This is a genomic window from Thermomonas sp. LB-4 (genome assembly GCF_036409385.1).
Classification (GTDB): Bacteria; Pseudomonadota; Gammaproteobacteria; order Xanthomonadales; family Xanthomonadaceae; genus Thermomonas.
Genome location: NZ_JAXOFT010000006.1, coordinates 118,367 through 144,043 on the forward strand (window position 1 = coordinate 118,367; position 25,677 = coordinate 144,043).

The window sequence follows — 25,677 nt, forward strand, 5'->3', positions numbered from 1 at the left end:
AAGTCGACGCACGGGCGGCACGCAGGCGCGCCGCACGGGTGACCCCACATCCGGCCATGCGCGTCAGGTCAGCTTCTTGAAGATCGTCACGCCCAGCAGGAACAACACCACCGCGATGATGATCGCGGCCCAGAACAGGAATTTGGCGATGCCGAACGCGCCGCCGGCGATGCCGCCGAAACCGAGCGCGCCGGCGACCAGGCCGATCACGGCGAAAATCAGGGCCCACTTGAGCATCGAGCCGCTCCTTTGCGTGAAGTGCCGCTGAGCATGGACGAAGCGCCGTCGCGCGAATGTGAACGCGGCGTCTTGCCGGTGGCCACCGACTTGCGGTGGCCGCTCCGGTCCGGATGCGGCGCAAGCCACGCGCTGCCCCGTGCCGAGATCGGGCAGAATCGGGTCGGCGCACTCCGGCGCAATGGGCGGGTTGGTCATGCGACGAGCGGTCTGGGTTGACAAACCTGCGGTGCGCAAGCACGCATGGGTGTGGCTGGCGATCGGCGTGCCGGCATTGCTGTTCGGGTTTCTGCTGCTCGCCGCGGCCGTGCAGTTCCAAGGCCGGTCCGCCACTACGGCAGGCAAGGTGGTGCGCCATCAGGCGGCAATGACCGACCGACGGGATCGCCGGGATGCCGCCGGCAACAGCCTCCGCAGCGTGGTGCCCGTGGTGCGTTACTACCTGCCCGATGGCCGTGGGATGGAGCTGCATGGCATGCGGGCACGCGATCCGAACCGGGCCCCCCGGATTGGCAGACAGGTCGCGGTGCGTTATTCCGTGCTGGCCGATGGCACCGTGAGTGCGCGGATCGACAGTCTCGCGGAGATCTGGGGCGTACCGGCGTTGTTCACGCTCTTCGGCGGCGCGTTCACCCTGTTCGGGGCGGCAGGTTTGCGGGTGTCGCGCCGACCTGCATGAGGCGGCGGCCGGCGCGCTAGCTCATGCAGGCCGTGGGGCTTGATCCTCGGCACAGCTTCTTAGCAGTCGCCGATCATCGGCTCCATCAGATCCACGCATGTCCTTGGAAGAAGCTTGGCACCTCGATGTACGTCGTCGCGCTCAGATGATGCGCAGCGTGATCGCCTTCAGCACGGCGCGTGTACGGTCGCGGGTGCCGAGCTTGTCAAGGATGGCGGACACATAGTTTTTCACAGTGCCTTCCGCCAGAAACAGGCTGCGCGCTATCTCACGATTGGAGTAGCCGCCTGCGATCAAGCGCAGGATCTCAACCTCCCGCTTGCCGAATGTGTCGCGCGGGGGTGACTCGTCGGCGTGGAAGCGGTAGCGTGCGCGCACAGGGGCGGTGCTTACCGGTTGCAGCAGGGTGTCGCCGCCGGCGACGCGCACAATCGCCTCGAGCAGGTCCTCCGGTGCGGCATCCTTGAGCAGGAAACCCTGCGCGCCAGCTTCGGTCGCGCGCAGCAGCAGGTCGGCGTCATCGAAAGTCGTGAGCAGCAGCACCGGGGTGTTGTCGTGGCGGTCACGCAGCGCCTGCACGGCGGCGATGCCGTCCATGCCCGGCATGCGGATGTCGCTCAGCACCACGTCCACTGATTGCATCGACAACTGGTCGAGCAGCGTTTTCCCGTCCTCGGATTCGAATGCGATCGTGATTCCGCTGCGTTCCAACAGTGCGCGCAGCCCCGCGCGCACCAGCGCCTGATCATCCACCAATGCGACTTGCAGGCTCATGCGCGAATCTCGGGGTATGGAAGACTCGCCTTGATGCGCACGCCGCCTGCGCTGCGCGCGATATCCACGGTTCCGTCTAACGCCCCGATCCGCTCCCGCATGCCGGTCAGGCCATGACCTTCGCGCAGTGGCGCGCTGATGCGCGGGGCCCGGGCATCGTCGTGGATCTGGAGTTGCAACGCGTCCTCCTTGTGCTGGAGCCGTACGTGCAGGGTACTGGCGTTGCCATGGCGTGCGGCGTTGGTCAGCGCCTCCTGCACGATGCGCAGCAGCGTCTCCGCGATCGCCGCGTGCTCGATGCGGACGTCGGCAGCGATATCTAGATGCAGACGCGGTCGCGGCAACGGTGCAGCCAACGCCTGCAGCGCAGTCGCCACATCAAGCCCGCGGGCATCGCGCAGCGCGTGAACCACTCCGCGGATATCTCCCATCAGCCGGGACGCCGCCGCCTGCGCGGTGCGCAGTTCGCCGCGGGAAGCCAGCGCCGGGTCGGCCGCCAATGCGTGCAGATTGAGCGTGAGCGCGGTGAGATTATGGCCGGCTACGTCGTGCAGCTCGCGGGCCATGCGGAGGCGTTCTGCATCGCGGGTGGCGTCGGTCAGCAGCGCGCGGGTGGCGAGCAGGTCTGCATTCACCAGCGCCAGCGCATCGCGCGAGCGTTCCGCGCTGCGGGCGTAGTGCACAGTCAACACCGCGAACAACTGGAAGCAGGCGAACAGCACCACCGACATCAGCGGACTTCGATACCCTGCGTCCTGCAGGATCCACCACGCAGCGAGATTATTGGCCAGCAGCCCCGCAACCACTGTCCGCAGTGGCCAGCTGCTAGCGATCATCGCCGCCCAGATCACGCTCAGGATCGGCAAGCTGCCGGCGCGCGGGAACTGCAGCAGGAGAAACAGTCCGATCGCGCCCATCGCCAGCAGCGCGGCGTGATGCACATGGCGCGGTGCTGAAGGCAGCAGGTCCGCAAGCAGCATGAGGACCCCGAATGCCAGCAACAGCCCGTATACGAGAGGCCAGTGCACCGGTGGTAAGGCGGAAAGTGTCGCGCCGATGGCTGCGACGGTGCTGATGGCAGCGATGTTCAGCGGCAGCAGCAGTGATTTCAGGCGCATGTTGGCATGCTGGGCGAGGCGAAGCCTGCCGACAAGTGTTTCCAGCCAGAAAGTGACTTCCGGCAGGTCGCAAAGGTGACTGGCGGGACTGGGGGGGCGATCGCCGGTCCTGCAATCTGTCTGCATGTTGCAACGAGGACTTCGCCATGCCGGGCTATCGCTTGTTCGTCGTACTGCACGTGGTCAGCGGCGTGGTCGCTCTGCTGACTTTCTGGGTCGCTGCCTGGCTGAAGAAGGGGTCTCCGCGACACCGGTTGGTCGGGCGTGCATTCCTGATCGCGATGGGCGGCATCCTCGCCAGCGGCATGCCGATGTCCGCGCATTTCCTGTTTACCGGAAGATCGGTTGCCGCAGTCTTTCTCGGCTACCTGCTGGTAATCACCGCGCAGGCGATGTGGATGGCCTGGCGCGCGGTGACCGACAAGCGCGACTGGCGGGCCATGGTTGCGCGGCCCGCGTGGCGGGCATGGTCGTGGGCGGCGATGGGCGCCGGACTCGGCGTACTGGCGCTGGGGGTGGCCCGGGCTGAGCCGCTGTTCATGGGCTTTTCGACCATCGGCCTGCTGCTGGGGGTACAGATGCGGCAGTTCGCCCGGCGCGGCCCGAAGCACGCTAACTGGCATGTGATCCAGCACTACCAGGCCATGCTTGGCTGCGGCATCGCCACCCATGTGGCCTTCCTGGGCATCGCGATGCGGCCGGTGTGGGCCTGGTTGCGCACCAACGCGGCGCTGCCGGAGCAAGTGGCCCAGCTGTTTCCGTGGTTTGCGCCAGTGGCGGTGGCGGTGCTGGCTGGCCTCTGGCTGGACCGCAAGTACGCACGCCCGCGCATGCGCAGAGATGCGCCCCTGTCCACCCCCGCCTTCAGGAGCCTGCCATGACCCGCCCCCGTTTCAGCATCGCCATCGCCGCCGTCCTGGCCTGTTTTGCATCCCCGGCTGCCACTGCCGCCGAGCTGGTGGTCGAGATCAAGGAAATCTACCCGCAGAACACAGGACGCCTCACCGTGTACCTGTTCGATTCCGAAGCGGCCTGGCAAGGCAAGCGCAATGCACTGGCCGCGCGCCGTGTGCATCCGGGCGGCAGCAGCCAGCAACAGGTGCGCTTCGATGGCTTGCGTGCGGGGCGTTACGGCGTGGTGGTGCTGCATGACCGCGACGGCAATGGCAAGTTCGACGTCGGACCGTTGGGGATCCCGCGCGACGGCTACGGCTTCTCCAACAACCCCTTCGTGTTCAAGCGGCCGGGTTTCGACAAGGTGGCGTTCGAGCTTTCTGCAGCCGACAAGCGCATCACCGTGCAGATGAAGTGATGCCTATGCGCCCACTGCGCGCTCAGACGTCGCCGTCGCACGTCCAGCCCTCACCTGTGCCGCGGTGCAGCAATGCGTCCGTGCCCAGCACGCTGCCGGCGGGAATGCTGTCCTGTCCGGCCAGTCGCGCATACAGCGGGGCGAAGTCCGGGCGGGTGGCGTCCATCAGCTGCTCGAAGCTGTCGATGACGAAATAGGTCTTCTGGTAGCTGTCGATCCTGTAGCGGGTGCGCATCACCCGCTCCAGGTCGAAGCCGATCCGGTTCGGCGACGCCGACTCCAGGCAGTGGATCGATTCGCCCTTCGAGCTGACGATCCCGGCGCCGTAGATGCGCAGCCCGTCCGGTTGCCGGATCAGGCCGAATTCCACCGTGTACCAGTACAGCCGCGCCAGCTGCATCAGCGCCTCGGGGCCGAAGCCGTGCGCCTTCACCCCGCCCTCGCCGTAAGCCTGCAGGTAGTCGGCGAACATCGGCTCCATCAGCAGCGGCACGTGGCCGAACAGGTCGTGGAACAGGTCGGGTTCTTCGATGTAGTCGATCTGGTCGGCGCGGCGGATCCACCAGCTGACCGGGAAGCGGCGGTTGGCCAGGTGGGTGAAGAAGTCCAGTTCCGGCAGCAGCCCTTCCACCGCCACGATCCGCCAGCCGGTGGCGGCACCGAGGATGGCGTTGAGGTCGGCGAACTTCGGGATCCGGTCGGCCGGCATCCGCATCCGCGCCTGCGCTTGCAGGAACGCATCGCAGGCGCGGCCCGGCAGCAGTGCCTGCTGGCGCGCATACAGCTGGCGCCAGACGTCGTGGTCTTCGTCGCTGTAGCTGTCCCACGGCTGTTCCACCGTGCCGGTGGCATAGACCGGCACCGAGCCGCGGTCGGTCTGGATGCTTTCGAGGCGGCGCGGCTGGGGCTGGGCGGACATGGCGGCAAGGGCAGTGGCGAGTGCCTCAGGGTAGGCGCAACTGCACGCAAGATGTCTGCAAAATTGCAGGTACTCGGCGTTTTAGCGCAAGATTCAAGCGCTAGATGGCAGGCGGAAGGAACAAATGAGCGCAATCACCCTGGATCGGATCGACCTGACCCTGCTGGCGGAGTTGCAGCGCGCCGCGCGCCAGACCAATGCCGAGCTGGCCGAACGCGTGCACCTGTCCGCCTCGGCCTGCCTGCGGCGGGTGCAGCGGCTTGAGCGTGAGGGGGTGATCGTCGGCTACCGCGCCGAGGTCGATCCCGAGCGGCTGGGGTTGGGCCTGCAGGCGTTCGTGCGGGTGCAGTTGAAGAGCCACGACGCCGAGCGCATCGACAGCTTCGCCCGCCAGGTCAACGCCTGGCCGGAAGTGGTGGCCTGCCATGCCTTGACCGGCGACATGGACTACCTGCTGCACGTGGTGGTGCGCAACCTGGAGCATTTCTCGCGCTTCCTGCTGGACAAGCTGCTGGCGCAGGCGGAGGTGGACGACGTCAACTCCAGCTTCGTGCTGCGCACGGTCAAGCGCGCGCAGGCGCTGCCGCTGGAGGCGGACGCCGGCTGAGTTGGCGCGGCGCTACAGCTGCGCCTGCAGCGCCAGCAGGCCGCGGTCGCGGCCAATGGCTGCCGCCGCCACCAGCACATCGTCGCGGTAGTAGCGCGCCAGGCAGTCATTGGCGGCAGGGTCGCCATCCATCTCCACCCGGTTCCAACCGCTGCCGTGGCCGAGGTAGCGCAGGTCGGTGCCGTAGTGGTGGGTCCAGAAGAACGGGGGGTCATCGAACGCGCGATCGAAGCCCAGCATGTTGTCGGCCACGCACTGGCCCTGCCGCTGCGCGTGCACCCAGTGCTCCACCCGCGCCATCCCGCCGGCGTGCGGATAGCGGGCCACGTCGCCCGCGGCATACACCCCGGCGGCCGCGGTGCGCAGGCGGTCGTCGACCACGATGCCGTTTTCGATCCGCAGCCCGGCGGCATCGGCCAGCTGGATCCGCGGGCGCACGCCGATGCCCACCAGCAGCGCGTCCACGGCCAGGGTGTCGCCGTTGGCCAACCGCAGGTTGTGGCCGTCGAAATGCTCGGCCTGGGTCTGCAGGTGGAACCGCACGCCGTGGCTGCGGTGCAAATCGAGCAGATGCTGCGCCAGCTGCGCGCCGAGGATGCGTTCCAGCGGCAGCGCTTCCGGCGTCACCACGTGCACCGCCAGCCCGCGGGCGCGCAGCGCGGAGGCGGCTTCCATGCCGATGAAGCCGGAGCCGATCACGGCGATGGTGCCGGCATCGGCGATGCCGCGGATCAGCGCGTCGGCATCGGCCAGGCTGCGCAGGGTGAACACGTTGGCCGCGTCGAAGCGCGGCAGCGGGATGCGCGCGGCCTCGGCGCCGGTGGCCAGCAGCAGTGCGTCGTAGCCGAAGCGCTGGCCGGCGCGGGTGGTCACCCGGCGCTCCCGAAGGTCGAGCGCCGTCACCGCGCAATCCAGATGCAGGTCGATGCCGTGTTCGCGGTAGTAGGCGGGCGGCTGCAGCGGAATCCACTCGGCCGGCGCGCTGCCCGCCAGAAAGTCCTTGGACAGGTTGGGCCGGTCCACCGGCGGCGCGCTGTCTGCGCTGAGCAGGGTGATGCGGCCGGCGAAGCCGCGCTCGCGCAGGCGTTGGGCGCAGGCGAAACCGGCCGCGCCGCCGCCGACGATGAGGACGTCCTGCAGCGACGTCGCCAAGGGCTCGGCTGCGGCGTCGGCCGCGACCTGCTTGCCGCGCACGAACACGCGCTCGCCCTCCACGTCCACCTTCCAGCAGTCCAGCGGTGCGAACGCCGGCGCCTTCATCGCCTTGCCGCTGCGCAGGCTGAAGCAGGCGTGGTGCCACGGGCAGCGGATTTCATCGCCCACCCGCAGGCCTTCCGCCAGCGGCCCGCCGTAATGGGTGCAGCTGGCGGAGACCGCGTGCGGTTTGCCGTCCACCAGCGCCAGCAGCACCGGCGTTTCGCCGACGTGGCCGAGCAACACGCCGGTTGCCGGGATGGATGCCAGCGCCACGCCGGCGGTGAAATCCGGGCCGGAAAGAACTGCCGCCTGTGCCATGTCGCGCTCCGCTGGTGTGTGGATCCCTGCAACTGCAGATGCGGAATGGGCGCATAGGTTCCCGGGAACCTTTTTTGGGCCGCTGCATCTGCCGAGGCAAGACCCCCGAAAGGCCCTGCCATGCTGAACCCGCTTGCCGCCGCGCCGCCGCTTGCCGATGTCCAGGACACCGTAGCCGAAATGCCTCGCCCCAGTCGCGCCGAAGCCGAAGCGGCGGTGCGCACGCTGATCCTCTGGGCCGGCGACGACCCGCTGCGCGCCGGCCTGCACGACACCCCGGCGCGGGTGGCGCGCGCCTACGAGGAATGGTGCGGCGGTTATGCCCAGGATCCGGCGCGGATCCTCGGCCGCCGCTTCGAGCGTTCCGGCTACGACGACATCGTGTTGCTGCGCGACATCCCGCTGCACAGCACCTGCGAACACCATATGGCGCCGATCACCGGCGTCGCCCACGTGGCCTACCTGCCGGGCGAACACGTGGTGGGCTTGTCCAAGCTGGCGCGGCTGGTGGATGCCTATGCGCGCCGGCTGCAGATCCAGGAGCGGCTGACGGTGGAGATCGCCGACGCCCTGCAGCGCGAACTGCAGCCGCGCGGCGTGGCGGTGGCGATCCGCGCCAGCCACGCCTGCATGACCACCCGCGGCGTGCGCGTGCACGGCAGCGCGATGCTGACCCGGCGCCTGCTGGGCGCGTTCGAACGCGAGCCGTGGCGCGGCGATATCCTCGCTGCGCTGTCGGCGTGATGGAGGAACAGCCATGAACACGATTGCCGCAGGCACCGCGCGCGATTACGCCGCACTGGACGATGCCGCGCTGGTGGCCTGCGTGCGCGACGGCGAGCGCGACGCGTTCCGGCAGATCATGCAGCGCTGCAACCAGCGCATGTTCCGGGTGGTGCGCGGGGTCATCCGCAACGAGGCCGAAGCCGAGGACGTGGTGCAGGAAGCCTACGTGCACGGCTACGAAAAGCTGGGCAGCTTCCGCGGCGAGGCATCGCTGGCGACCTGGCTGACCCGCATCGCCCTCAATGAAGCCTATGGTCGCCTGCGCCGGAGGCGCGACAGCGTGGACATCGACGATATCGACACGAGCGCGCCGGCGGCGCAGCTGATTGCGTTCCCCGGCCGCGTGCTGGGCGACGACCCCGCCGAGGAAGCGGCGCGCGCGCAGCTGCGCCGGCTGCTGGAACAGGCGGTGGACGAACTGCCGGAAGCGTTCCGGCTGGTGTACGTGCTGCGCGACGTGGAGGGCTGCTCGGTGGAGGAAACCGCCAGCGCGCTGGAGATCCGCCCGGAAACCGTGAAGACCCGCCTGCACCGCGCCCGCCGTCAATTGCGCGAGGCCCTCACCAGCCGCGTCTCGGCGGCGCAGGTGGAGGCGTTCCAGTTCATGGGCGCGCGCTGCGCGCGCATGACCGAGTTGGTGATGGCGCGGATCGCGGCACTGCCCGGCGCGCAGGCTTGATGTTGTCGATGTCCAATCAACAAGGGGGTGTGGAATGTTGCTGTATGCCTTGTTCGTGTTCCTGGTGGGCGCCTGTGGCGGCCTGGTGCTGGCCTCGTACGTGCTGCGCGGGAAGCTGGCGCCGTGGGCCGTGTCGCTGCTGCACGCCCTGCTGGGTGCCAGCGGCCTGATCCTGCTGATTGCGGCCATCCTGACCGGCGATGCGGTCGGCGTTCTGCCGGTGGCGGCGCTGTGCGTGTTCGTGGTCGCCGCCCTGTTCGGCTTCCATTTGGCGTCGATCCACTACGGCAAGCAGGTGGCCCTCAAGCGGGTGGTGCTGACCCATGCCGGTGTCGCGGTGACCGGTGCGGTGCTGCTGATCGCGGCGGTGGTGATGCAATGAGCCACCCTGTTCATCCCGCCGTGGTGCATTTCCCGGTGGCCTGCTGGTCGCTGGCGACGCTGGCGGATGGCATCGGCCTGTTCTGGTCCATCCCGTGGCTGTGGCAGCTGGCGTTCGCGCTGACCGTGCTGGGCTGCGTGTTCGGACTGGTGGCGGCGGCGGCAGGGTTCCTGGAGCTGCTCAAGCTGCCGGCCGGGCACCCGGCCGGCAGCACCGCCAATGCGCATATGGGGCTGGCGCTGACCACCTGGTGCCTGTACGCAGGCAGCGTGTTCCTGCGCCTGCATGACCAGCGGCCGGTGCCGCCCGATGCGTGGGCGCTGGTACTGGGCGGCGTTGGCCTGCTGTCGCTGCTGGCCACCGGCTGGCTGGGCGGCAAGCTGGTGTACGGCTACGGGGTGGGCGTCACCGCGCGCGAGGCGTAGCGCCCGGCGCGCTCATTTGCAGTCCGCATCGCGGCGAAGCCTGTCCAGCAGGCCGGTCTGCTGCGCGCAGCGCGCCTGGCGCTCGGCTTCGCGTTGCTGCGCCGCCTTCGTTTCCGCGACCTGGCGTGCCTGCGCCAGACGCTGCGCCTGCAAAGCGGCGATCTTCCTGCGGATCTGCGGCAGCGCGGCCTGCGCGGCGCGTTCGCCCTCGAGGATGGCGCGGTTCTTCAGGGCGAAGTCGGTGGCGCCGATGTCGTTGACGCTGGGGCGGATCACCACGTCGGCGCGCGCCAGTTCGGCCGCGCCCAGCTTCTGGCCCATGATCGCGATGCTGCGGTTGACGTTGCCGAGCATGCTGGACGGATCGGCCGCGCCGCTGGCCTTGCTGCTGATGTCCACCGCCACCACGAAGTCGGCGCCCAGCTCGCGCGCGGCGTCCACCGGCACCGGGCTGACCACGCCGCCATCGACATAGTGATGCTTGCCGATGCTGACCGCCTCGAACACGCCGGGGATCGAGCTGGACGCGCGCACCGCCTGGCCGACGTTGCCGCGCACGAACACCATGCGCTGGCCGTCCTCCAGCCGGGTGGCCACCACCGCCAGCGGCTTCTTCAGCTTCTCGAAGGTGCGGTCGCCCAGCTGCGCGTTGACGTAGTCCTGCAGCTTCTGGCCCTTCACCACGCCGCCCGAGAACAGGCTGACGTCACGGATGCTGGCCTCGTCCAGCGCCACCGCCTTCTGCTGCAGCGCATACGCATCCATGCCGCTGGCGTACAGCGCGCCGACCACGCTGCCGGCGCTGGTGCCGGACACCACCACCGGCTTGATGCCGTTGGCTTCCAGCATCTTGATCACGCCGATGTGGGCAAAGCCCTTGGCCGCGCCGCCGCCCAGCGCCAGCCCCACCTTGATCGGCGCGACGGTAACGGGTGCGCCGGACGGCGCGATGGCGGGCGCGGGCGGCGCGCTGGCGCAGGCGGCAAGAAGCGTGCAGGCAAGGGCGGCGGCAAGGACGCGCATCGGATGCTGGAATAACCGGGGAGCACCCAGCTTAATTGCCAATGCCGCAACGCGAGCCAAACCGCTCCGATCCCGCATCCGCCCGGCGACCGCCACGCGGCCTTCATGCCGGTGCGGGATCCCGCATCCGCCTTGGCGCGGAGGAACGCCATAATCCCGACGCAGACCCGCGACTTCGGACATCACGATGCCCCACCACCCCATCGCCGCGCCGCCCTCCCGGATCGAACGCTGGTTGCTGGCGGGGGGCGTGCTGGCAGCGCTGGCCGTCTCGTTCGTCATCGCCGCCGATCGGCTGACCTGGTTCCTGGAGGTGATCTGGGCCATGGTCGGGCTGGCGCTGGTGGCGTGGCGCTGGCCGCGCTTCCCGCTGACCCGGTTGTTGTGCTGGCTGCTGGCGCTGCACGCGCTGGTGCTGATCCACGGCGGCGCCTATACCTATTCGCTGACGCCCGGCGGGTTCTGGCTGCAGGAGCTGCTGGGCACCGCGCGCAATCCCTGGGACCGGCTGGGCCACTGGATGCAGGGCTTCGTGCCGGCCATCCTCGCCCGCGAGCTGCTGCTGCGGCTGACCCCGCTGCGCCGCGGCGGCTGGCTGGTCTACCTGGTGCTGGCCGCCTGCCTGAGCTTCTCGGCGTTCTTCGAGCTGATCGAATGGTGGGCCGCGCTGATCTACGGCGCCGACGCCGATGCTTTCCTCGCCACCCAGGGCGACCAGTGGGACACCCAGTGGGACATGTTCCTGTGCCTGTGCGGCGCGGCAGTGTCGCTGTTGCTGCTGTCGCGCTGGCACGACCGGCAGCTGGGGGCGGCGGTGTTGGCCGGCAAGTAACGCCGGTGTTTCATCCACGCGGTCACTCGCGACGCCGGAACGGCAGCACCTTGCCCTGCTCTTCCACCGGCGGCTCGCGCCGCCACAGCACCGGCACGTCGTCGGGGGCGCGGGTCTCGTAGGTGGCGAAGCCGTCTTCGGCTTTGCGGCGCGCCTGTTCGGCCTCGAATTCCTCCTCCAGCTCCCAGCTGTACTTCTGCCGCGCCGGCTGCGGGTCGCTGCGGCGGAACAGGAAGGCGGCCATGATGCCGGCCAGCGCGCCGCCCAGGTGCGATTCCCAGGACACGCCGGCTTCGCGCGGCAGCACGCTCATCAGCATGCCGCCGTAGAACAGGAACGCGATCATGCCGGCGGCGATCGCCGCGCGGTCGCGCCGCAGCAGGCCCAGCACGAACACCAAAAAGCCCAGCCCGTGGGTGATCCCGCTGGCACCGAGATGGTGCGAGCCGGGCTGGCCCAGCAGCCACGCGCCCAGCCCTGCGCCCAGCCACAGCAGCGGCAGCGCGCGCAGGCTGGCCTTCGGATAGACGGTGCCGGCCAGCGTGCCGAGCAGCAGCAGCGCGGTGGTATTGGCCAGCACGTGCGCCACCGAGCCGTGCAGCAGCGGCGCGGTGAGCACGCCGGCAAGGCCGGCGAACGATTGCGGCACCACCGCCAGGAAGCGCCAGTCGAAGCCCTGCTGCGCGGCGAAGCACAGCCACAGCAGCAGCACGCCGGCGAGGCTGGCATTCAACGCGCGGCGCACGCGGCGGCGGTCGCTCTGGTGTGGATGGTCGGAGGCGGCGGACATCCCACCGAGGTGGGGCGGCGGCGGCCGATTGCAACCCGGGCGCGGCCGATGTTGCCGGCGCGCGCCCGCCTTGCCGTCAGGCATGCGGCTTCGCCGGCCGCAGCAGGCTCAGCGCGATGGTGCTGCCGATGATCGCGGCCACCACGCCCAGCGACAGCAGCACCGGCAGCTTGTACAGGTCCACCATCAGCATCTTCGCGCCGATGAACACCAGCACCAGGGCCAGCCCGTAGGGCAGCAGGTGGAAGCGGTCGGCCATGCCCTGCAGCAGGAAGAACATCGCGCGCAGGCCCAGCACCGCGAACACGTTGCTGGTCAGCACGATGAACGGGTCGGCGGTGATGGCGAAGATGGCCGGGATCGAGTCCACCGCGAAGATCACGTCGGTGATGCCGATCATCGCGATCACGATGAACAGCGGGGTGAATTTGCGGCGGCTGCCCTGGCCGATCCACAGCGCGCTGCCCACGTAGCGCCGCACGAACGGCACGTGGGCGGTCATCCAGCGCAGCACCGGGTTGCGCTCGAGGTCCGGCTCCTCGCCGGCCGCGCGCCACATCTTGGCGCCGGTGAACAGCAGGAAGGCGCCGAACACGTAGAGGATCCAGTGGAACCTGGCCAGCAGCAGGGCGCCGGCGAAGATCAGGATCGCGCGCAGCACGATGGCGCCGACGATGCCGATCACCAGCGCGCGCTGGCGCTGCATCTCCGGCACCGCGAAATAGCTGAAGATCATCAGGAACACGAAGATGTTGTCGACCGCCAGCGCCTTCTCGACCAGGTAGCCGGTCAGGAACTCCATGCCGATGCGCCCGCCCTCTTCGGCGCCGAAGCGTTGCCCTGCTTCCCACCACAGCCAGGCGTTGAAGGCCAGGGCCAGCGCCACCCAGCCGGTGCTCCACCAGGCGGCTTCCTTGAACGTGACCTTGTGCGGGCCGCCGTGCCGCATCAGCACCAGGTCGACCGCCAGCGCGGCGACCACCACCAGGCCGAAGACCAGCCAGAGAAAAGGGGTTCCAATCGTTTCCATGAGAGCTCCGCGCCTTGCGACCGACGGAGGCGTCCATGCAGGGACGCATGGAAAGGGAGCGCGCTTCGCCGTTCGGCGAAGGTCTCACTCACTGGCCGGTGGCCAGCTGCGGCGCCGGGGCTGCTGTCGGAAGACAACCTGCCCGTAATGACGACGACCGCACGCGGAGTTACTCCCCTTCTTCGGCGACAATAGCAGATCCCCGTAAAACCGCGTGAATGCCGCCATGGCCGAACCCCTGCCCGTCGTCCGCCTGAAGAACGCCTGGAACTCGACCCACCCGTGGATCTTCCAGCGACTGGTGGAGAAGCCCGCGCAGCGGCCCAAGCCGGGCAGCATCGTGGACGTGGAGGCGGTGGACGGTACCTGGATCGGCCGCGGCTTCTACAACGGCCATTCGCGGATCGCCCTGCGCATGCTGGAGCGCGACCCCGACGTGGCGGTGGACGCGGCCTGGTTCGTCCACAAGATCGGCGAGGCGATCCGCCTGCGCCGCGAGATCCTGCGCCTGGACGAGGTGTCGAACGCCTGGCGCGTGGTCCACAGCGAGGGCGACGGCATCAGCGGGCTGGTGGTGGACCGCTACGACGACCTGATCGTGGTCGAGTTCTTCAGCGCCGGCGCGTGGCGCCACCGCAGCATCATCTTCGATGCCCTGCGCGAGCACTTCCCCGGCTGCCGCTTCCACAGCTTCGCCGACGAGCACGTGCAGAAGCAGGAAAGCTTCGACTACAAGGACACCCAGGGCACCGAGCCGGCCATCGTCACCGAGCATGGCATCCGCTTCCGCGCCGACCCGGCCGGCGCGCACAAGACCGGCTTCTTCGCCGACCAGCGCGAGAACCGTGAGTGGCTGAGCCGGCAGGTCGAAGGCAAACGCGTGCTGGACCTGTGCTGCAACACCGGCGGTTTCGGCGTGTACGCGGCGGCGCGCGGCGCGGCCGAGGTGGTGGGGATCGACATCGACCCGGCGGTGATCGAACTGGCCAAGCAGAACGCGCAGCTCAACAGCGCGCTGATCGGCAGCCGCAAGCCGCGCTTCGTGCAGGCCGACATCTTCCCGTGGCTGCGCGACGCCGCGCTCAACGGCGAACGCTTCGATGCGGTGATCCTGGACCCGGCCAAGATGACCCGCGACCGCGAGCAGGTCATCAATGCACTGAAGAAGTACCTGGACATGAACAAGCTGGCGCTGGGCGTGGTCAAGCCGGGCGGGCTGTTCGCCACCTTCAGCTGCACCGGCCTGGTCAGCGAGGAGCAGTTCCTCGACATGCTGCGCCGCGCCGCGTTCTATGCCGGCCGCACCGTGCAGGTGCTCAAGGTCGCCGGCGCCGGCCCGGACCACCCGTGGCTGGCGCAGGTGCCGGAATCGCGCTACCTGAAGGCGGTGTTCTGCCGCGTGCTGGACTGAAGGGCCGCCGGCCATGCGCCTGCTGATCGTCGAGGACTCGCAGACGCTGGCAGAGAGCCTGCGCGCCACGTTGGAACAGGACGGCCATGCCTGCGACCACGCCGCCGACGGCGAGCAGGCCATCGCCTTCCTTGCCGGCCACGACTACGACCTGCTGGTGCTGGACTGGATGCTGCCGCGGCGTGACGGCCTGCAGGTGCTGAAGGCGCTGCGCGGGTCCGGTTCGCGCGCGCGGGTGCTGATGCTGTCGGCGCGCGACACCGTCGCCGACCGCGTGGCGGCGCTGGATGCCGGCGCCGACGACTATCTGGTGAAACCCTTCGCATTGGACGAACTGCAGGCGCGGGTGCGGGCGCTGGCGCGGCGCGCACGCGACGGCGGCGATACCGTGCTGGAACTCGACGGCTTGCAGGTCGACACCGGCGCCCGCCGCGCGCGCTGGCGGGGCAGCGACCTGCAGCTGTCGCCGAAGGAATACGCGCTGCTGGAACTGCTGCTGCGCCAGCGCGGCAAGGTGCTGTCGCGGCCGGCGATCTTCGACCGCCTGTACGACAGCGCCAGCGAATCCTCCGACAAGGTGGTGGAAGTGATCCTGAGCACCTTGCGCGGCAAGCTGGCCAAGGCCGGCGCGCCCGATCCCATCCGCACCCGCCGCGGCTTCGGCTATGTCATCGAATAGGCCGCGCGCGTGGTCGCTGCGCACCCGCCTGCTGTGGCAGCTGGTGCTGGCGATCGGCCTGCTGCTGGGCGGGTTGTTCCTGGTGCTGGACGTGCTGGTGGACCGGGCGATGTTCCGCCAGCTGGACCAGTTCCTGGACGCGCGCGCGTCTGCGCTGGCGCAGCAGCTGCAGGTGGACGACGACCCGCGCGCCCACATCCTGCCGGCCTGGGACATCGCCGGGCATACCGACTTCTTCGCCATCTACGACGCCGGCGGCCACCTGCGCGCGGCCTCGATGAACAGCGGCGACGGCGCGTTGCGCCTGCCGGCCAGCGCGCGCGGCGACCTCTTGCTGCCGGACGGCCATGCCGGGCGTTACCGGGTGCTGTCACTGGCCGGCGGTCATTTCGCCGGCGGCCGGCTGGTGATGGCCACTGAACGGGAGAGTTGGGACAGCACCGAGCGGCGCATGCACGGCGTGTTGCTGGCCGGCACCTTGGCGGCGATTGCTGCGGCGGTGCTGCTGTGCCTGCTGCTGGTGCGCCAGGCCTTCGTGCACATGGCGCGCGAAGCGCGGCGGCTGCCGCACGACGGTCCGCCGGAACCGGGGCTGCTGGCCAGCACGCCGCGTGAACTGCATCCATTCGTTGAGGCCGCCCACGAAGCGCTGCGCCGGTCATGGCGCATGGCCGAACGCGAGCGTCGGCTGTCGCGCAGCGTGGCCCACGAGCTGCGCACCCCGGTGGCCGAGATCGCCGCGGTCACCGAGCTGGCGCAGCGTCGGCACGATGTCGAGGGCCTGCGGCAGGCGCTGGACAGCGTTCGCGATGTCAATGCGCGCATGCAGCGCGGGATCGAAGCGTTGCTGGCGCTGGCCCGTTTCGAATCCGGGCAGGAGGCGCCGCAGGTCGATCCGCTGGACTTGGCGGCGCTGCTGCGCCAGCTGGCGGGCAGCGGCGGCGAGGAGTGGGAGGCCGGGCGCCTGCGCCTGCTGCTTCCGGTCGAGGCCTGGGTGGTCTGCGACGCCGGCATGCTGGAGCGCATCGCCACCAACCTGCTGCTCAACGCGATGGAATACGGCGATGCCGATGCGCCGGTGGAGGCCGCGCTGGAGCAGGCAACCGACGGATGGTGGCTGCAGGTGCGCAACCGCGCCACCGGTCTGGCCGATGCCGACCTTGCCCGCTTCGGCGAACGCCACTGGCGTGGCGACCGCGAGGCGGACGCCCGCCATGCCGGGCTGGGCCTGGCGCTGGTCCGGGCGATGGCGGCGGCACTGGGATTGCAACTGCGGTTCACCCTGCAGGAGGGCCAGCTGCAGGCGGCACTGGGGCCGATCCCGGCGCTGTAGCGGGTGGGCAGGGCCGGACAGGCCGCCGGATCCGGTAAAGCAGATCGGGTGCTTGCGTGCCGGGTTTTCCCGGCCCGGCTTCCCGCCGCGCCGGGAAAACCCTGCCCGTCGTGCCGATCGTCGCGACGCTCCGGTGCCGTCCGTGCCTCCGGGCGACAGCAACTCCAGGGCCGCCGGGTCTTAAGCCTGGCGAAAGCTTGCGTATTCAGACTGAGCCCAACCGCCGGACTCCGTCATCGCCATGCGCCGTCTTCCCGCCGTTTTCGTCCTGACTTCCACGCTGCTGGCGCTCACCGCCTGCGGCTCCTCCAACGACGCCGCGCCAACGGAAGCCGCCCCGCAGGCCGACGCCCAGGGCCGGATCCGCCTGAGCGCCGCGCAGACCGCCAACCTCGGCATCCAGCGCACCCCGGCGGTGGCTGCCGACAGCGTGCCGGTCACCGGCCTGCCGGCCGAGGTCACGGTGCCGCTGGCCTCCAGTGCGCAGGTGACCATGCCGTACGCCGGGGTGGTGACGCGGGTGCTGGTGGACGAAGGCGAGACCGTGCGCCGCGGCCAGCCGATGCTGCGGGTGCAGAGTCGCGAGCTGGTGGCGGTGCAGGCCGACTACGCCAGGGCCCGCGCCGAATCCGGGCTGGCGGCGCAGCAGGCCCAGCGCGACGCGCTGCTGCAACGCGAAGGGCTGATACCGGCCGCGCGCGCGCAGGAAAGCCGCGCGCGGGCACAGGTGGCCAACGCCAGCCTGCGGCAGGCGAACGCCTCGCTGGCGCAGCTGCGGGCCAGCGGCGGCAACGCCGGTGAATTCGAGCTGCTGGCCCCGCAGGCCGGCCGCGTCCTGCACCGGCAGGTGCGTCCCGGCCAGGCGCTGGACGCATTGGCGCCGGTCTTCACGCTCGCCAGCGACGACCGCCTGGACCTGGAATTCGCGGTGCCGGTGGAACTGGCGACGCAGCTGCGCGTCGGCCAGCCGGTGGCGCTGCCCGGCGGCGCCACGGCAAGCGTGGCGGCGGTGGGTGGCGATGCCGATGCCGGCGCGCAGAGCCTGCGCGTGCGCGCCCAGCTGGCCGCTGGCAGCGGGTTGCTGCCGGGCCAGCAGCTGGACGTGACCCTGCAGCTGCCGGCGCCCGCCGGCGCGGTGGCGGTGCCGGCGAGTGCGCTGCTGCAGGACGGCGACGGCCACCTGCTGTTCGTGCTCGAAGGCGACGCCTGGCGCGGCCTGCCGGTGCGCCTGCTGGGCGACGACGGGCGCCGCGCCATCGTCACCGGCGAAGGGCTGCGCGCAGGACTGCCGGTGGCCAGCGCCGGCGCCAACCTGCTCAAGACCCTGACGGCGGGGGAGTAAGCCCATGCTGCAGCGGCTGATCGCGTTTTCCCTGCGCCAGCGCCTGATGGTGCTGCTGGCGGTGCTGGTGCTTGCCGGCTTCGGCCTGCGCGCCTACATGCAGCTGCCCATCGATGCCTATCCCGACATTTCGCCCACCCAGGTCAAGCTGATCCTGAAGGCGCCGGGCATGACCCCGGAGGAAGTGGAAAGCCGGGTGGTGGCGCCGCTGGAGATGGAGCTGCTGGGCGTGCCCGACGCGGTGATGCTGCGCTCGACCGCGAAGTATGCGATCGCCGACATCACCCTGGATTTCAAGGAGGGCACCGACATCTACTGGGCGCGTCAGCAGGTGGCGGAGCGCTACGGCAACGTCGCCGACGTGCTGCCGGCGGGGGTCGGCGGCGGGTTGGCGCCGATCGCCACGCCGCTGTCGGACGTGCTGATGTTCACCATCGAGGGCGGCGGCCTGGACCTGCAGGAAAAGCGCACCCTGCTCGACTGGACCATCCGCCCGGCCCTGCGCACGGTCCCCGGCGTGGCCGACGTCAACGTGCTGGGCGGCCACGCCCGCGCGTTCGTTGTGGTCCCGGACCGCGCCCGCCTGCTGGCCAACGGCTTGCAACTGGACGACCTGGTGCTGGCGCTGGAGCGCAACAACCGCAACGACGGCGCCGGCCGGCTGCAGGCCGGCGAGAACGCGCTGATCGTGCGCGTGGAAGGCGCGCTGGCGGATGCCGACGACATCGGCAACGTGGTGCTCAAGCCCGGCATGCCGCCGGTGCGGGTGCGCGACGTGGCGCGCGTGCGCACCGAGGCGATGACCCGCTATGGCGCGGTGACCCGCGACGGCAAGGGCGAGGCGGTGCAGGGCATTGTCGTGGCGCTGCGCGGCGTGGACGCCTCCAAGCTGGTGCATGCGGCCGAGGCGCGGCTGCAATCGCTGGCGCCGAGCCTGCCGCCGGGGGTGAAGATCGTTCCCTTCTACAACCGCAGCGAATTGATCGAACGCGCGGTGGCCACCGTGCGCAACGCGCTGCTGGAAGCCACCGTGCTGGTGGTGGTGCTGCTGCTGCTGTTCCTGGGTGAACTGCGCGCGGCGCTGGTGGTGTCGCTGATGCTGCCGCTGGCGGCGCTGTTCACCTTCCTGCTGATGCACCTGACCGGACAGAGCGCCAACCTGATGAGCCTGGGCGGGCTGGCGATTGCCATCGGCATGCTGGTGGACGCGGCGGTGGTGGTGGTGGAGAACACCGTGACCCGCTTGCAGCCGGACGCACGCGGCGCGCACCTGCCGCGCCTGCACCGGGTGTTCGATGCCACCCGCGAAGTGGCCACGCCGGTGGCCGCCGGCATGCTGATCATCGCCCTGACCTTCCTGCCTCTGCTCACCCTGGAAGGGCTGGAGGGCAAGCTGTTCGGGCCGGTGGCGCTGACAATCGTGTTTGCGCTGGGCGCGTCGCTGCTGCTGTCGCTGACCCTGATCCCGGTGCTGGCCTCTTTCCTGCTGCGTTCGCACGTGGAACACACGCCGTGGCTGATGCGCCAGGTGGAGCGGGTCTACCGTCCGCTGCTGGACGCGGTGCTGGCGCGGCCGAAACGCGCGCTGCTGCCGGCGCTGGCGGCACTGGTGCTGGGCGTGGCCGCCTACCTCGGGGTCGGCAAGAGCTTCATGCCGACCATGGACGAAGGCGACATCCTGGTGCAGATTGCCAAGTCGCCGGCGATCTCGCTGCAGCGTTCCGCCGAGCTGGACCTGGCGGTCGGGCGCGCGATCAAGGCGAAGGTGCCGGAGGTCGACCACGTGGTGGCGCGGGTGGGTTCGGACGAACTCGGCCTGGACCCGATGGGCCTGAACGAAACCGACATGTTCCTCAAGCTCAAGCCCAAGGCGCAGTGGCGCAACCCGGACAAGGCCTGGCTGGCGGAGGAGATCCGCAAGGTGCTGCACGGCTTCCCCGGCATGGACATCGGCTTCACCCAGCCGATCGAGATGCGCGTTTCGGAAATGCTCACCGGCAGCCGCGGCGACCTCGCCATCAAGATCTTCGGCCCCGACCTTGCCACCCTCGGCACGCTGGCGCAGCAGACCGCGGTCGCGCTGGAGAAGGTGCCCGGCGCGCAGGACATCCTTACCCAGACCACCGAGGGGGTGGACTACCTGCAGGTGGTGGTCGACCCGGTGGCGGCCGGTCGCAACGGCCTGGCGGTGGCCGACGTGCAGGACGAGCTGCGCGCGCAAATCGACGGCATGCCGGCCGGCACCGTGATCGAACCCGGCCGGCGCACGCCGATCCTGGTGCGCGGCGGCGACGAGGTGCGGATGTCGGCGCAGCGCTTCCGCACCCTGCGCGTCGCCCTGCCCGGTGGCGGCGATATCCCGCTGTCCGCGATCGCTTCGCTCAAGGCCGGCAGCGGTCCGGTGAAGGTGGGGCGCGAACAGGGCTCGCGCTATGCGCTGGTGCAGTCGAACGTGGATGGCCGCGACCTGGTCGGTTTCGTCGAGGAAGCCAAGGCGGCGCTGGCCACGGCGGTGAAGCTGCCGCCCGGCTACCGGATGGAATGGGGTGGCCAGTTCGAGAACCAGCAGCGCGCCGCCGCAAGGCTGGGTCTGGTGGTGCCGATCGCATTGGCTGCGATCTTCGTGGTGCTGTTCCTGAGCTTCGGGTCGCTGCGGCAGGCGCTGCTGATCCTGGGCAACATCCCGTTCGCACTGGTGGGCGGGGTGATGGCGCTGTGGCTGTCCGGCGAATACCTGTCGGTGCCCGCCTCGGTGGGCTTCATCGCCCTGCTTGGCATCGCCGTGCTCAACGGACTGGTGCTGGTGACCTGCTTCAACCAGCTGCATGACGCCGGGCTGGAGATAGGCGAAGTGGTGCGGCGCGGCGCGCTGCAGAGGGTGCGGCCGGTGCTGATGACCGCCAGCATCACTGCGCTGGGGCTGGTGCCGCTGCTGCTGGCCAGCGGGCCGGGCTCGGAGATCCAGCGGCCGCTCGCCATCGTGGTGATCGGCGGGCTGGTGACGTCCACCGCGCTGACCCTGTTGCTGCTGCCGATCCTGTACCGGCGGTTCGGCATCGAACCCTCGAAGGAGGCCGCATGAACGACATCGTGCGATTCAACCTGGTGTTCCCACCGCGGCTGGAAACCGCGGTGACCGAAACGCTGGTGGCCGAAGCGGGCCTGCCCGGTTTCACCCTGCTGCAGGCCGAGGGCCATTCCAGTGACTTCAGCACCGCCTCGGCCGCCGAGCAGGTGCATGGCCGGGTGCAACGGCGGGTGCTGTGGATGCTGCTGCCGCGGGCGCAGGTGGACACCGTGCTGGCGGCGCTGCGCGGGCAGGTGGATGCACGGGAAGTGCGCTGGTGGATCGAGCCGGTGCTGGCGATGGGGAGGCTGGGATGAAACGACTGTTCGTGATCCTGTTGGGCGCCTGCAGCCTCGGTGCGCAGGCGCAGCAGTGGCTGCCCCCGCACGAGCTGGTGCATGAGGCCATCGATGCCCAGCCGGACGTGGTCGCGGCGCGCGCGCGGGTGGACGCGGCGCGCGCGCACGCCGGCGCGCTGGCAGCCGGGCCGCACGAGTTCCAGCTGGATGCGGTGGCGCAGCGGCGCAGTACCGACGAGCTGGGCGGCCGCCAGCGCTTTTCGGAATCCGAATTCACCCTCAGTCGCGCCATTCGATTGCCCGGCAAGGCAGCGCTGGACCGCCGCATCGGCGATGCCGGCGTGGTGGCGGCGGAACTGCGATTGGACGATGCCCGTCACCAGGGCGCGCGGCGCATGCTGGATGACTGGATGGACTGGCTGCGTGCGGCGGAGCACCTGCGCACCGCGGAGGCGACCTCCGCCCTGCTGGAGCGGGAGCGCAGCGGGTTGGCGCGGCGGGTGGAACTGGGTGAATCCTCGCGCAAGGACCTGGATCTGATCGACGTCGAGCGCGCCCAGGCGCAGGCGCGCCTGCTGGCCGCGCAGGCGGCGCTGCATTCGACCCGCGAGGCCATGCACAGCGATTTCCCGGGCCTGCCGATCCCCGCCAGCGCGCTTGCAGTGGACCCGCCGCTGGCGCTGCCGGAGACGCCGCAGGCGTGGATCGACCGGATCATCGCGCGCAGCCATGAGATCGGCGCGCTGGCCGCCGATGCCGAACAGGCCGACGCGCGCGCCGCGCGCGCCCGCGCCGAACGCATCGCCGATCCCGTCCTCGGGTTCCGCCGCCTGGACGAGCGCGGCGGCGCCGAGCAGGTCAACGGCCTGGTCCTGAGCATTCCGCTGGGCGGTCGCTACCGCGCGGCCAATGCGCAGGCGGAGTCCGCCCAGGCCGCCGCCGTGCACGGCGACGTCGCCAGCATGCGCCGCGACATCAGCCGCGAAGCGGTAGTGACGGTGACCGCGGCCGCCACGCTGGCGGCGCAGTGGCAGGCCCAGCGCGATGCACTCGACGCCAGCGTGGCGGCGCTGAAACGCGTCAAGCGCGGCTGGGAACTGGGCGAGGTGGCGGTGGCCGAATGGCTGCTCGTGCAGCGTCAGCACACCCAGATCGCCGCCGCCGAGGCCGATGCCCGGGCCGATGCCGAGCGGGCGCGGCTGCGGGTGCTGGTGGACGCGCACGACCTCTGGCATGACGAGTAGCGGGCGCGCCTACAATGCGCGCACCCAAGCCCCTGCCAGGCCCGCGTCCATGCAGATCGAAACCCATCACTACCACGAGCCGCACCGCAGCCAGCACAGCGGCTGGCTGCGTGCTTCGGTACTCGGCGCCAACGATGGCCTGATTTCCACCAGCAGCCTGGTGCTGGGCATGGCCACCGCGCAGGCGGAGCCGGCCACCATCCTGCTGACCGGCATGGCCGGCCTGGCCGCCGGTGCGCTGTCGATGGCGGCGGGCGAATACGTCTCGGTCAGCTCGCAGGCCGATGCCGAGCACGCCGACATCCGCATCGAGCGCGCGGCGCTGGACCAGCATCCGGAAGCGGAGCTGCAAGAACTCACCCAGATCTACGTGCGCCGTGGGCTGGAGCCGGAGCTGGCGCGGCAGGTGGCCGAGCAGCTGACCGCCCACGACGACCTGGCCGCGCACCTGCGCGACGAGGTCGGCATCCACGACCTGCAGCGCGCGCGGCCGGTACAGGCCGCGTTGGCCTCCGCGGCTTCGTTCACCGTCGGTGCCCTGCCACCGGTGTTGCTGGCCTGGCTGTGGCGCAGCGGAAGCTTGGCCATCGCCATCGTCGCCAGCACCACCGTGCTGCTGTGGGTGCTGGGCTACGTCGCCGAGCGGGTGGCCGGCGGCGGCGGCATCAAGGGCGCCTGGCGGGTGCTGCTGTGGGGCAGCCTGGCGCAGGCCGCCACCGCGCTGATCGGCTGGGCGTTCGGGGTCAGCGTCGGCTGATCGCGGTCGCAGGCGCTGCGACGCCCGCCGCTACACTGGCGGGATGGATACCAACACGCTCCTGCTGTCGCTGCTGCTGCTCGCCGTCCTGGCCCTCGTCGCGCTGTTGCTGCTGCGTCGGCCTGAGGACCGCATCGCCGCGCTGTTGCGCGACGAACAGCGCGGCGGTCGCGACGAACTGCGCGGCCAGCTGGACAGCTTCGCCCTGCAGCAGGGCCAGCGCATCGACGGCTTCGGCACGCAGCTGCAGGCGGTGGCCGCGCGCACCGACCAACGGCTGGACGAACTGACCCAGCGCACCGACGCGCGCCTGGACGAACTGCGCGCGGCGCTGACCGAGGATGCCCGCAAGGCACGGCTGGAAGCGGCCACCAGCCAGCAGCGCCACGCCGAGGCGCAGGGCCAGCAGCTGCGCGAGATGGGCGAGCGCAACGAACTGCGGCTGGGCGAGCTGCGCGCCACCCTGGAGCAGCAGCTGAAGGCGCTGCAGGCCGACAACGCGGCCAAGCTGGAGGCGATGCGCGCCACCGTCGACGAGAAGCTGCACGCCACCCTGGAGACGCGCCTGACCGAGAGCTTCGGCAACGTCACCCGCATGCTGGCGCAGGTGCACCAGGGCTTGGGCGACATGAGCAAGCTGGCGGCCGACGTGGGCGGGCTGCAGCGCGTACTGACCAACGTGAAGTCGCGCGGCATCTTCGGCGAAGTGCAGCTGGCCGGGCTGCTGGAACAGGTGTTCGCGCCCGACCAATACGCCGCCAACGTCGCCACCATCCCCGGTAGCAGCGAGCGGGTGGAATTCGCGGTGCGCTTCCCGGGTTCGGGCGCCGATGCGGTGGTGTGGCTGCCGATCGACGCCAAGTTCCCGCGCGAGGACTACGAGCGCCTGGTGGACGCGCAGGAACGCGCCGACGTCGACGCCGCGCGTGCCGCCGGCGACGCGCTGGAGCGGCGCGTGCGCGAGGAGGCCAAGCGCATCCGCGGCAAATACGTGGCCGCGCCGCACACCACCGAATTCGCGGTGCTGTTCCTGCCCACCGAAGGCCTGTACGCGGAGGTGCTGCGCCGGCCGGGGCTGTTCGAGGGCCTGCAGCGCGAGCAGCGGATCACCATCGCCGGCCCGACCACCCTGCTGGCGCTGCTGACCAGCCTGCAGATCGGCTTCCGCACCGTCGCCATCGAGAAGCGTTCGGCCGAGGTGTGGCGCATCCTCGAGAAGGCCAAGACCGAATTCGGCAAGTTCGGCGACGTGCTCGACAACGTCAAGAACAAGCTCGACCAGGCCAGCAAGCAGATCGAGCACACCGGCGTGCGCACCCGCGCCATCGAGCGCAGCCTGCGCGAGGTGGACACGCTGCCGGGCGAAACGCCGGTGGTGCTGGAGCCGCCGGTCGAGTAGGCGCGTTGCGGGCGCGGCGGGCACGCGCGCCGGCCAGCGGCGATAATGCGCGCATGACTACGCTGCGCATCGCCACCCGCAAGAGCCCGCTCGCCCTGTGGCAGACCGAACACGTCGCCGAGCGCCTGCGCGTCGCGCATCCGGGCTTGAGCGTCGAGTTGGTGCCGCTGTCCACCCGCGGCGACGAGATCCTGGACCGCTCGCTGGCGGCCATCGGCGGCAAGGGCCTGTTCCTCAAGGAGCTGGAAATCGCCATGCAGCGCGGCGAAGCCGACTGCGCGGTGCACTCGCTCAAGGACGTGCCGATGACGCTGGAACCCGGCTTCGCGCTGGCCGCCATCCTGCCGCGCGCCGACCATGCCGATGCCTTCGTCAGCAACCGCTTCGACGGTCTCGATGCCTTGCCGCAGGGTGCATGCGTGGGCACCTCGTCGCTGCGCCGGCAGGCCCAACTGCGCGCGCTGCGTCCCGACCTGCAGCTGCGCGACCTGCGCGGCAACGTCAACACGCGCCTGGCCAAGCTCGACGCCGGCGATTACGACGCCATCGTGCTGGCCTGCGCCGGCCTGCAGCGGCTGGGTTTCGACGCCCGCATCCGCGCGCGGCTGGACGCACCGGCCTGGCTGCCGGCGCCGGCGCAGGGCGCCATCGCCATCGAAACCCGCGACGGCGACCCGCGCGTGGCGACGCTGTGCGCGGCGCTGGACGATGCCGCCACCCGCACCTGCGTGGCCGCCGAGCGGGCGATGAACCGCGCCTTGGACGGGAGCTGCCATGTCCCCGTGGCGGGGCTGGCCGCGCTGCAGGGCGAACGCCTGCTGCTGCAGGGACTGGTCGGCGCGACCGCCGACGGCCGCTGCATCCGCGCGCAGGCCGAGGGTCCCGCCACTGCCCCCGAGGCGCTGGGCATCGAGGTCGCGCAGGCGCTGCTGGCACAGGGCGCGCGCGCGCTGATCGACGGCTGAGGCCATCATGCAGCTTCCGTAGGAGCAACTGTCTTTCCTCAAGCCGGTAGGGTTCTCCATTCCGAACCGTCGC

27 protein-coding genes are annotated in these 25,677 nt (G+C 70.3%); 19 read left to right on the plus strand and 8 right to left on the minus strand.

Annotated elements, in window-relative coordinates:
* Positions 1-63: 63 nt before the first annotated feature.
* A complete protein-coding gene (locus SPK54_RS06770; protein ID WP_330947188.1) occupies positions 64-237 on the minus strand; it encodes a DUF1328 family protein in 174 nt (57 codons plus the stop codon).
* A gap of 229 nt (positions 238-466) precedes the next feature.
* On the opposite strand from SPK54_RS06770, the gene SPK54_RS06775 reads away from it, so the two are divergent.
* Entirely contained in the window at positions 467-916 is a 450-nt protein-coding gene (locus SPK54_RS06775) for a DUF3592 domain-containing protein (protein WP_330947159.1), read from the plus strand.
* Positions 917-1,057: 141 nt separating this feature from the next.
* Here SPK54_RS06775 and SPK54_RS06780 read toward each other — a convergent pair whose 3' ends face one another.
* Complete coding sequence (locus SPK54_RS06780) at positions 1,058-1,690, minus strand: response regulator transcription factor (protein WP_330947160.1); 633 nt, start codon at positions 1,688-1,690, stop codon at positions 1,058-1,060.
* Positions 1,687-2,808, minus strand: coding sequence for a histidine kinase (locus SPK54_RS06785; RefSeq protein ID WP_330947161.1), 1,122 nt, complete (start codon positions 2,806-2,808; stop codon positions 1,687-1,689). Before SPK54_RS06785 ends, SPK54_RS06780 begins: the two co-directional genes overlap by 4 nt.
* Before the next feature lie 146 nt (positions 2,809-2,954).
* Between SPK54_RS06785 and SPK54_RS06790 the strand changes: the two genes are divergently transcribed.
* Positions 2,955-3,689 (plus strand): hypothetical protein, encoded by a 735-nt coding sequence (locus SPK54_RS06790; RefSeq protein ID WP_330947162.1) that lies wholly within the window; start codon positions 2,955-2,957, stop codon positions 3,687-3,689.
* Positions 3,686-4,120, plus strand: a complete 435-nt coding sequence (locus tag SPK54_RS06795; protein ID WP_330947163.1) for a DUF2141 domain-containing protein — start codon at positions 3,686-3,688, stop codon at positions 4,118-4,120. The genes SPK54_RS06790 and SPK54_RS06795 overlap by 4 nt, the downstream gene beginning before the upstream one ends.
* Before the next feature lie 22 nt (positions 4,121-4,142).
* On the opposite strand, the gene phhA is transcribed toward SPK54_RS06795, so the two are convergent.
* On the minus strand, positions 4,143-5,039 hold the full coding sequence (gene phhA / locus SPK54_RS06800) for a phenylalanine 4-monooxygenase (protein ID WP_330947164.1): 897 nt from the start codon (positions 5,037-5,039) through the stop codon (positions 4,143-4,145).
* A gap of 124 nt (positions 5,040-5,163) precedes the next feature.
* Between phhA and SPK54_RS06805 the strand changes: the two genes are divergently transcribed.
* The gene (locus SPK54_RS06805; RefSeq protein ID WP_330947165.1) at positions 5,164-5,646 is read left to right on the plus strand and encodes an Lrp/AsnC family transcriptional regulator; all 483 of its coding nucleotides are present in this window, start codon (positions 5,164-5,166) and stop codon (positions 5,644-5,646) included.
* Positions 5,647-5,658: 12 nt separating this feature from the next.
* Here the strand turns inward: SPK54_RS06805 and SPK54_RS06810 are convergent, their stop codons facing one another.
* Positions 5,659-7,161: an FAD-dependent oxidoreductase gene (locus SPK54_RS06810; RefSeq protein WP_330947166.1), complete on the minus strand. Its 1,503-nt coding sequence runs from the start codon at positions 7,159-7,161 to the stop codon at positions 5,659-5,661.
* A 120-nt stretch (positions 7,162-7,281) separates the two neighbouring features.
* On the opposite strand from SPK54_RS06810, the gene folE reads away from it, so the two are divergent.
* Genes folE through SPK54_RS06830 form a run of 4 tightly spaced genes read left to right on the plus strand, consistent with a single transcriptional unit; the run spans position 7,282 to position 9,433 of the window.
* Positions 7,282-7,905 (plus strand): GTP cyclohydrolase I FolE, encoded by a 624-nt coding sequence (gene folE / locus SPK54_RS06815; protein WP_330947167.1) that lies wholly within the window; start codon positions 7,282-7,284, stop codon positions 7,903-7,905.
* Between the two features lie 13 nt (positions 7,906-7,918).
* On the plus strand, positions 7,919-8,626 hold the full coding sequence (locus SPK54_RS06820) for an RNA polymerase sigma factor (RefSeq protein ID WP_330947168.1): 708 nt from the start codon (positions 7,919-7,921) through the stop codon (positions 8,624-8,626).
* Between the two features lie 34 nt (positions 8,627-8,660).
* Positions 8,661-9,008 (plus strand): hypothetical protein, encoded by a 348-nt coding sequence (locus tag SPK54_RS06825; RefSeq protein ID WP_330947169.1) that lies wholly within the window; start codon positions 8,661-8,663, stop codon positions 9,006-9,008.
* Positions 9,005-9,433, plus strand: a complete 429-nt coding sequence (locus SPK54_RS06830) for a DUF2231 domain-containing protein (RefSeq protein WP_330947170.1) — start codon at positions 9,005-9,007, stop codon at positions 9,431-9,433. The genes SPK54_RS06825 and SPK54_RS06830 overlap by 4 nt, the downstream gene beginning before the upstream one ends.
* Positions 9,434-9,445: 12 nt before the next feature.
* Here the strand turns inward: SPK54_RS06830 and SPK54_RS06835 are convergent, their stop codons facing one another.
* Positions 9,446-10,456 carry a patatin-like phospholipase family protein gene (locus SPK54_RS06835; RefSeq protein ID WP_330947171.1) on the minus strand — a complete coding sequence of 337 codons (1,011 nt, stop codon included), beginning with the start codon at positions 10,454-10,456 and terminating at the stop codon, positions 9,446-9,448.
* A gap of 187 nt (positions 10,457-10,643) precedes the next feature.
* Between SPK54_RS06835 and SPK54_RS06840 the strand changes: the two genes are divergently transcribed.
* The gene (locus SPK54_RS06840) at positions 10,644-11,288 is read left to right on the plus strand and encodes a DUF2238 domain-containing protein (protein ID WP_330947172.1); all 645 of its coding nucleotides are present in this window, start codon (positions 10,644-10,646) and stop codon (positions 11,286-11,288) included.
* Positions 11,289-11,310: 22 nt separating this feature from the next.
* On the opposite strand, the gene SPK54_RS06845 is transcribed toward SPK54_RS06840, so the two are convergent.
* Both SPK54_RS06845 and SPK54_RS06850 read right to left on the minus strand, forming a co-directional pair.
* Entirely contained in the window at positions 11,311-12,078 is a 768-nt protein-coding gene (locus SPK54_RS06845) for a rhomboid family intramembrane serine protease (RefSeq protein WP_330947173.1), read from the minus strand.
* A 76-nt stretch (positions 12,079-12,154) separates the two neighbouring features.
* Positions 12,155-13,108 (minus strand): TerC family protein, encoded by a 954-nt coding sequence (locus tag SPK54_RS06850; protein ID WP_330947174.1) that lies wholly within the window; start codon positions 13,106-13,108, stop codon positions 12,155-12,157.
* Positions 13,109-13,334: 226 nt separating this feature from the next.
* On the opposite strand from SPK54_RS06850, the gene SPK54_RS06855 reads away from it, so the two are divergent.
* The 10 genes from SPK54_RS06855 (at position 13,335) to hemC (ending at position 25,604) form a co-directional block, all read left to right on the plus strand.
* Positions 13,335-14,519, plus strand: coding sequence for a class I SAM-dependent rRNA methyltransferase (locus SPK54_RS06855; RefSeq protein WP_330947175.1), 1,185 nt, complete (start codon positions 13,335-13,337; stop codon positions 14,517-14,519).
* Positions 14,520-14,532: 13 nt separating this feature from the next.
* Complete coding sequence (locus tag SPK54_RS06860; protein ID WP_330947176.1) at positions 14,533-15,198, plus strand: response regulator transcription factor; 666 nt, start codon at positions 14,533-14,535, stop codon at positions 15,196-15,198.
* Positions 15,185-16,531: a HAMP domain-containing sensor histidine kinase gene (locus SPK54_RS06865; protein ID WP_330947177.1), complete on the plus strand. Its 1,347-nt coding sequence runs from the start codon at positions 15,185-15,187 to the stop codon at positions 16,529-16,531. The genes SPK54_RS06860 and SPK54_RS06865 overlap by 14 nt, the downstream gene beginning before the upstream one ends.
* 241 nt (positions 16,532-16,772) lie before the next feature.
* Positions 16,773-17,873 (plus strand): efflux RND transporter periplasmic adaptor subunit, encoded by a 1,101-nt coding sequence (locus SPK54_RS06870; RefSeq protein ID WP_330947178.1) that lies wholly within the window; start codon positions 16,773-16,775, stop codon positions 17,871-17,873.
* A 4-nt stretch (positions 17,874-17,877) separates the two neighbouring features.
* A complete protein-coding gene (locus SPK54_RS06875) occupies positions 17,878-20,955 on the plus strand; it encodes a CusA/CzcA family heavy metal efflux RND transporter (protein WP_330947179.1) in 3,078 nt (1,025 codons plus the stop codon).
* Positions 20,952-21,257: a DUF3240 family protein gene (locus SPK54_RS06880; protein ID WP_330947180.1), complete on the plus strand. Its 306-nt coding sequence runs from the start codon at positions 20,952-20,954 to the stop codon at positions 21,255-21,257. The genes SPK54_RS06875 and SPK54_RS06880 overlap by 4 nt, the downstream gene beginning before the upstream one ends.
* Entirely contained in the window at positions 21,254-22,483 is a 1,230-nt protein-coding gene (locus tag SPK54_RS06885) for a TolC family protein (protein ID WP_330947181.1), read from the plus strand. Before SPK54_RS06880 ends, SPK54_RS06885 begins: the two co-directional genes overlap by 4 nt.
* Before the next feature lie 49 nt (positions 22,484-22,532).
* Entirely contained in the window at positions 22,533-23,240 is a 708-nt protein-coding gene (locus tag SPK54_RS06890) for a VIT family protein (protein WP_330947182.1), read from the plus strand.
* A 43-nt stretch (positions 23,241-23,283) separates the two neighbouring features.
* Positions 23,284-24,639 (plus strand): DNA recombination protein RmuC, encoded by a 1,356-nt coding sequence (gene rmuC / locus SPK54_RS06895; protein ID WP_330947183.1) that lies wholly within the window; start codon positions 23,284-23,286, stop codon positions 24,637-24,639.
* Positions 24,640-24,692: 53 nt separating this feature from the next.
* On the plus strand, positions 24,693-25,604 hold the full coding sequence (gene hemC / locus SPK54_RS06900; protein ID WP_330947184.1) for a hydroxymethylbilane synthase: 912 nt from the start codon (positions 24,693-24,695) through the stop codon (positions 25,602-25,604).
* Positions 25,605-25,677 lie beyond the last annotated feature (73 nt).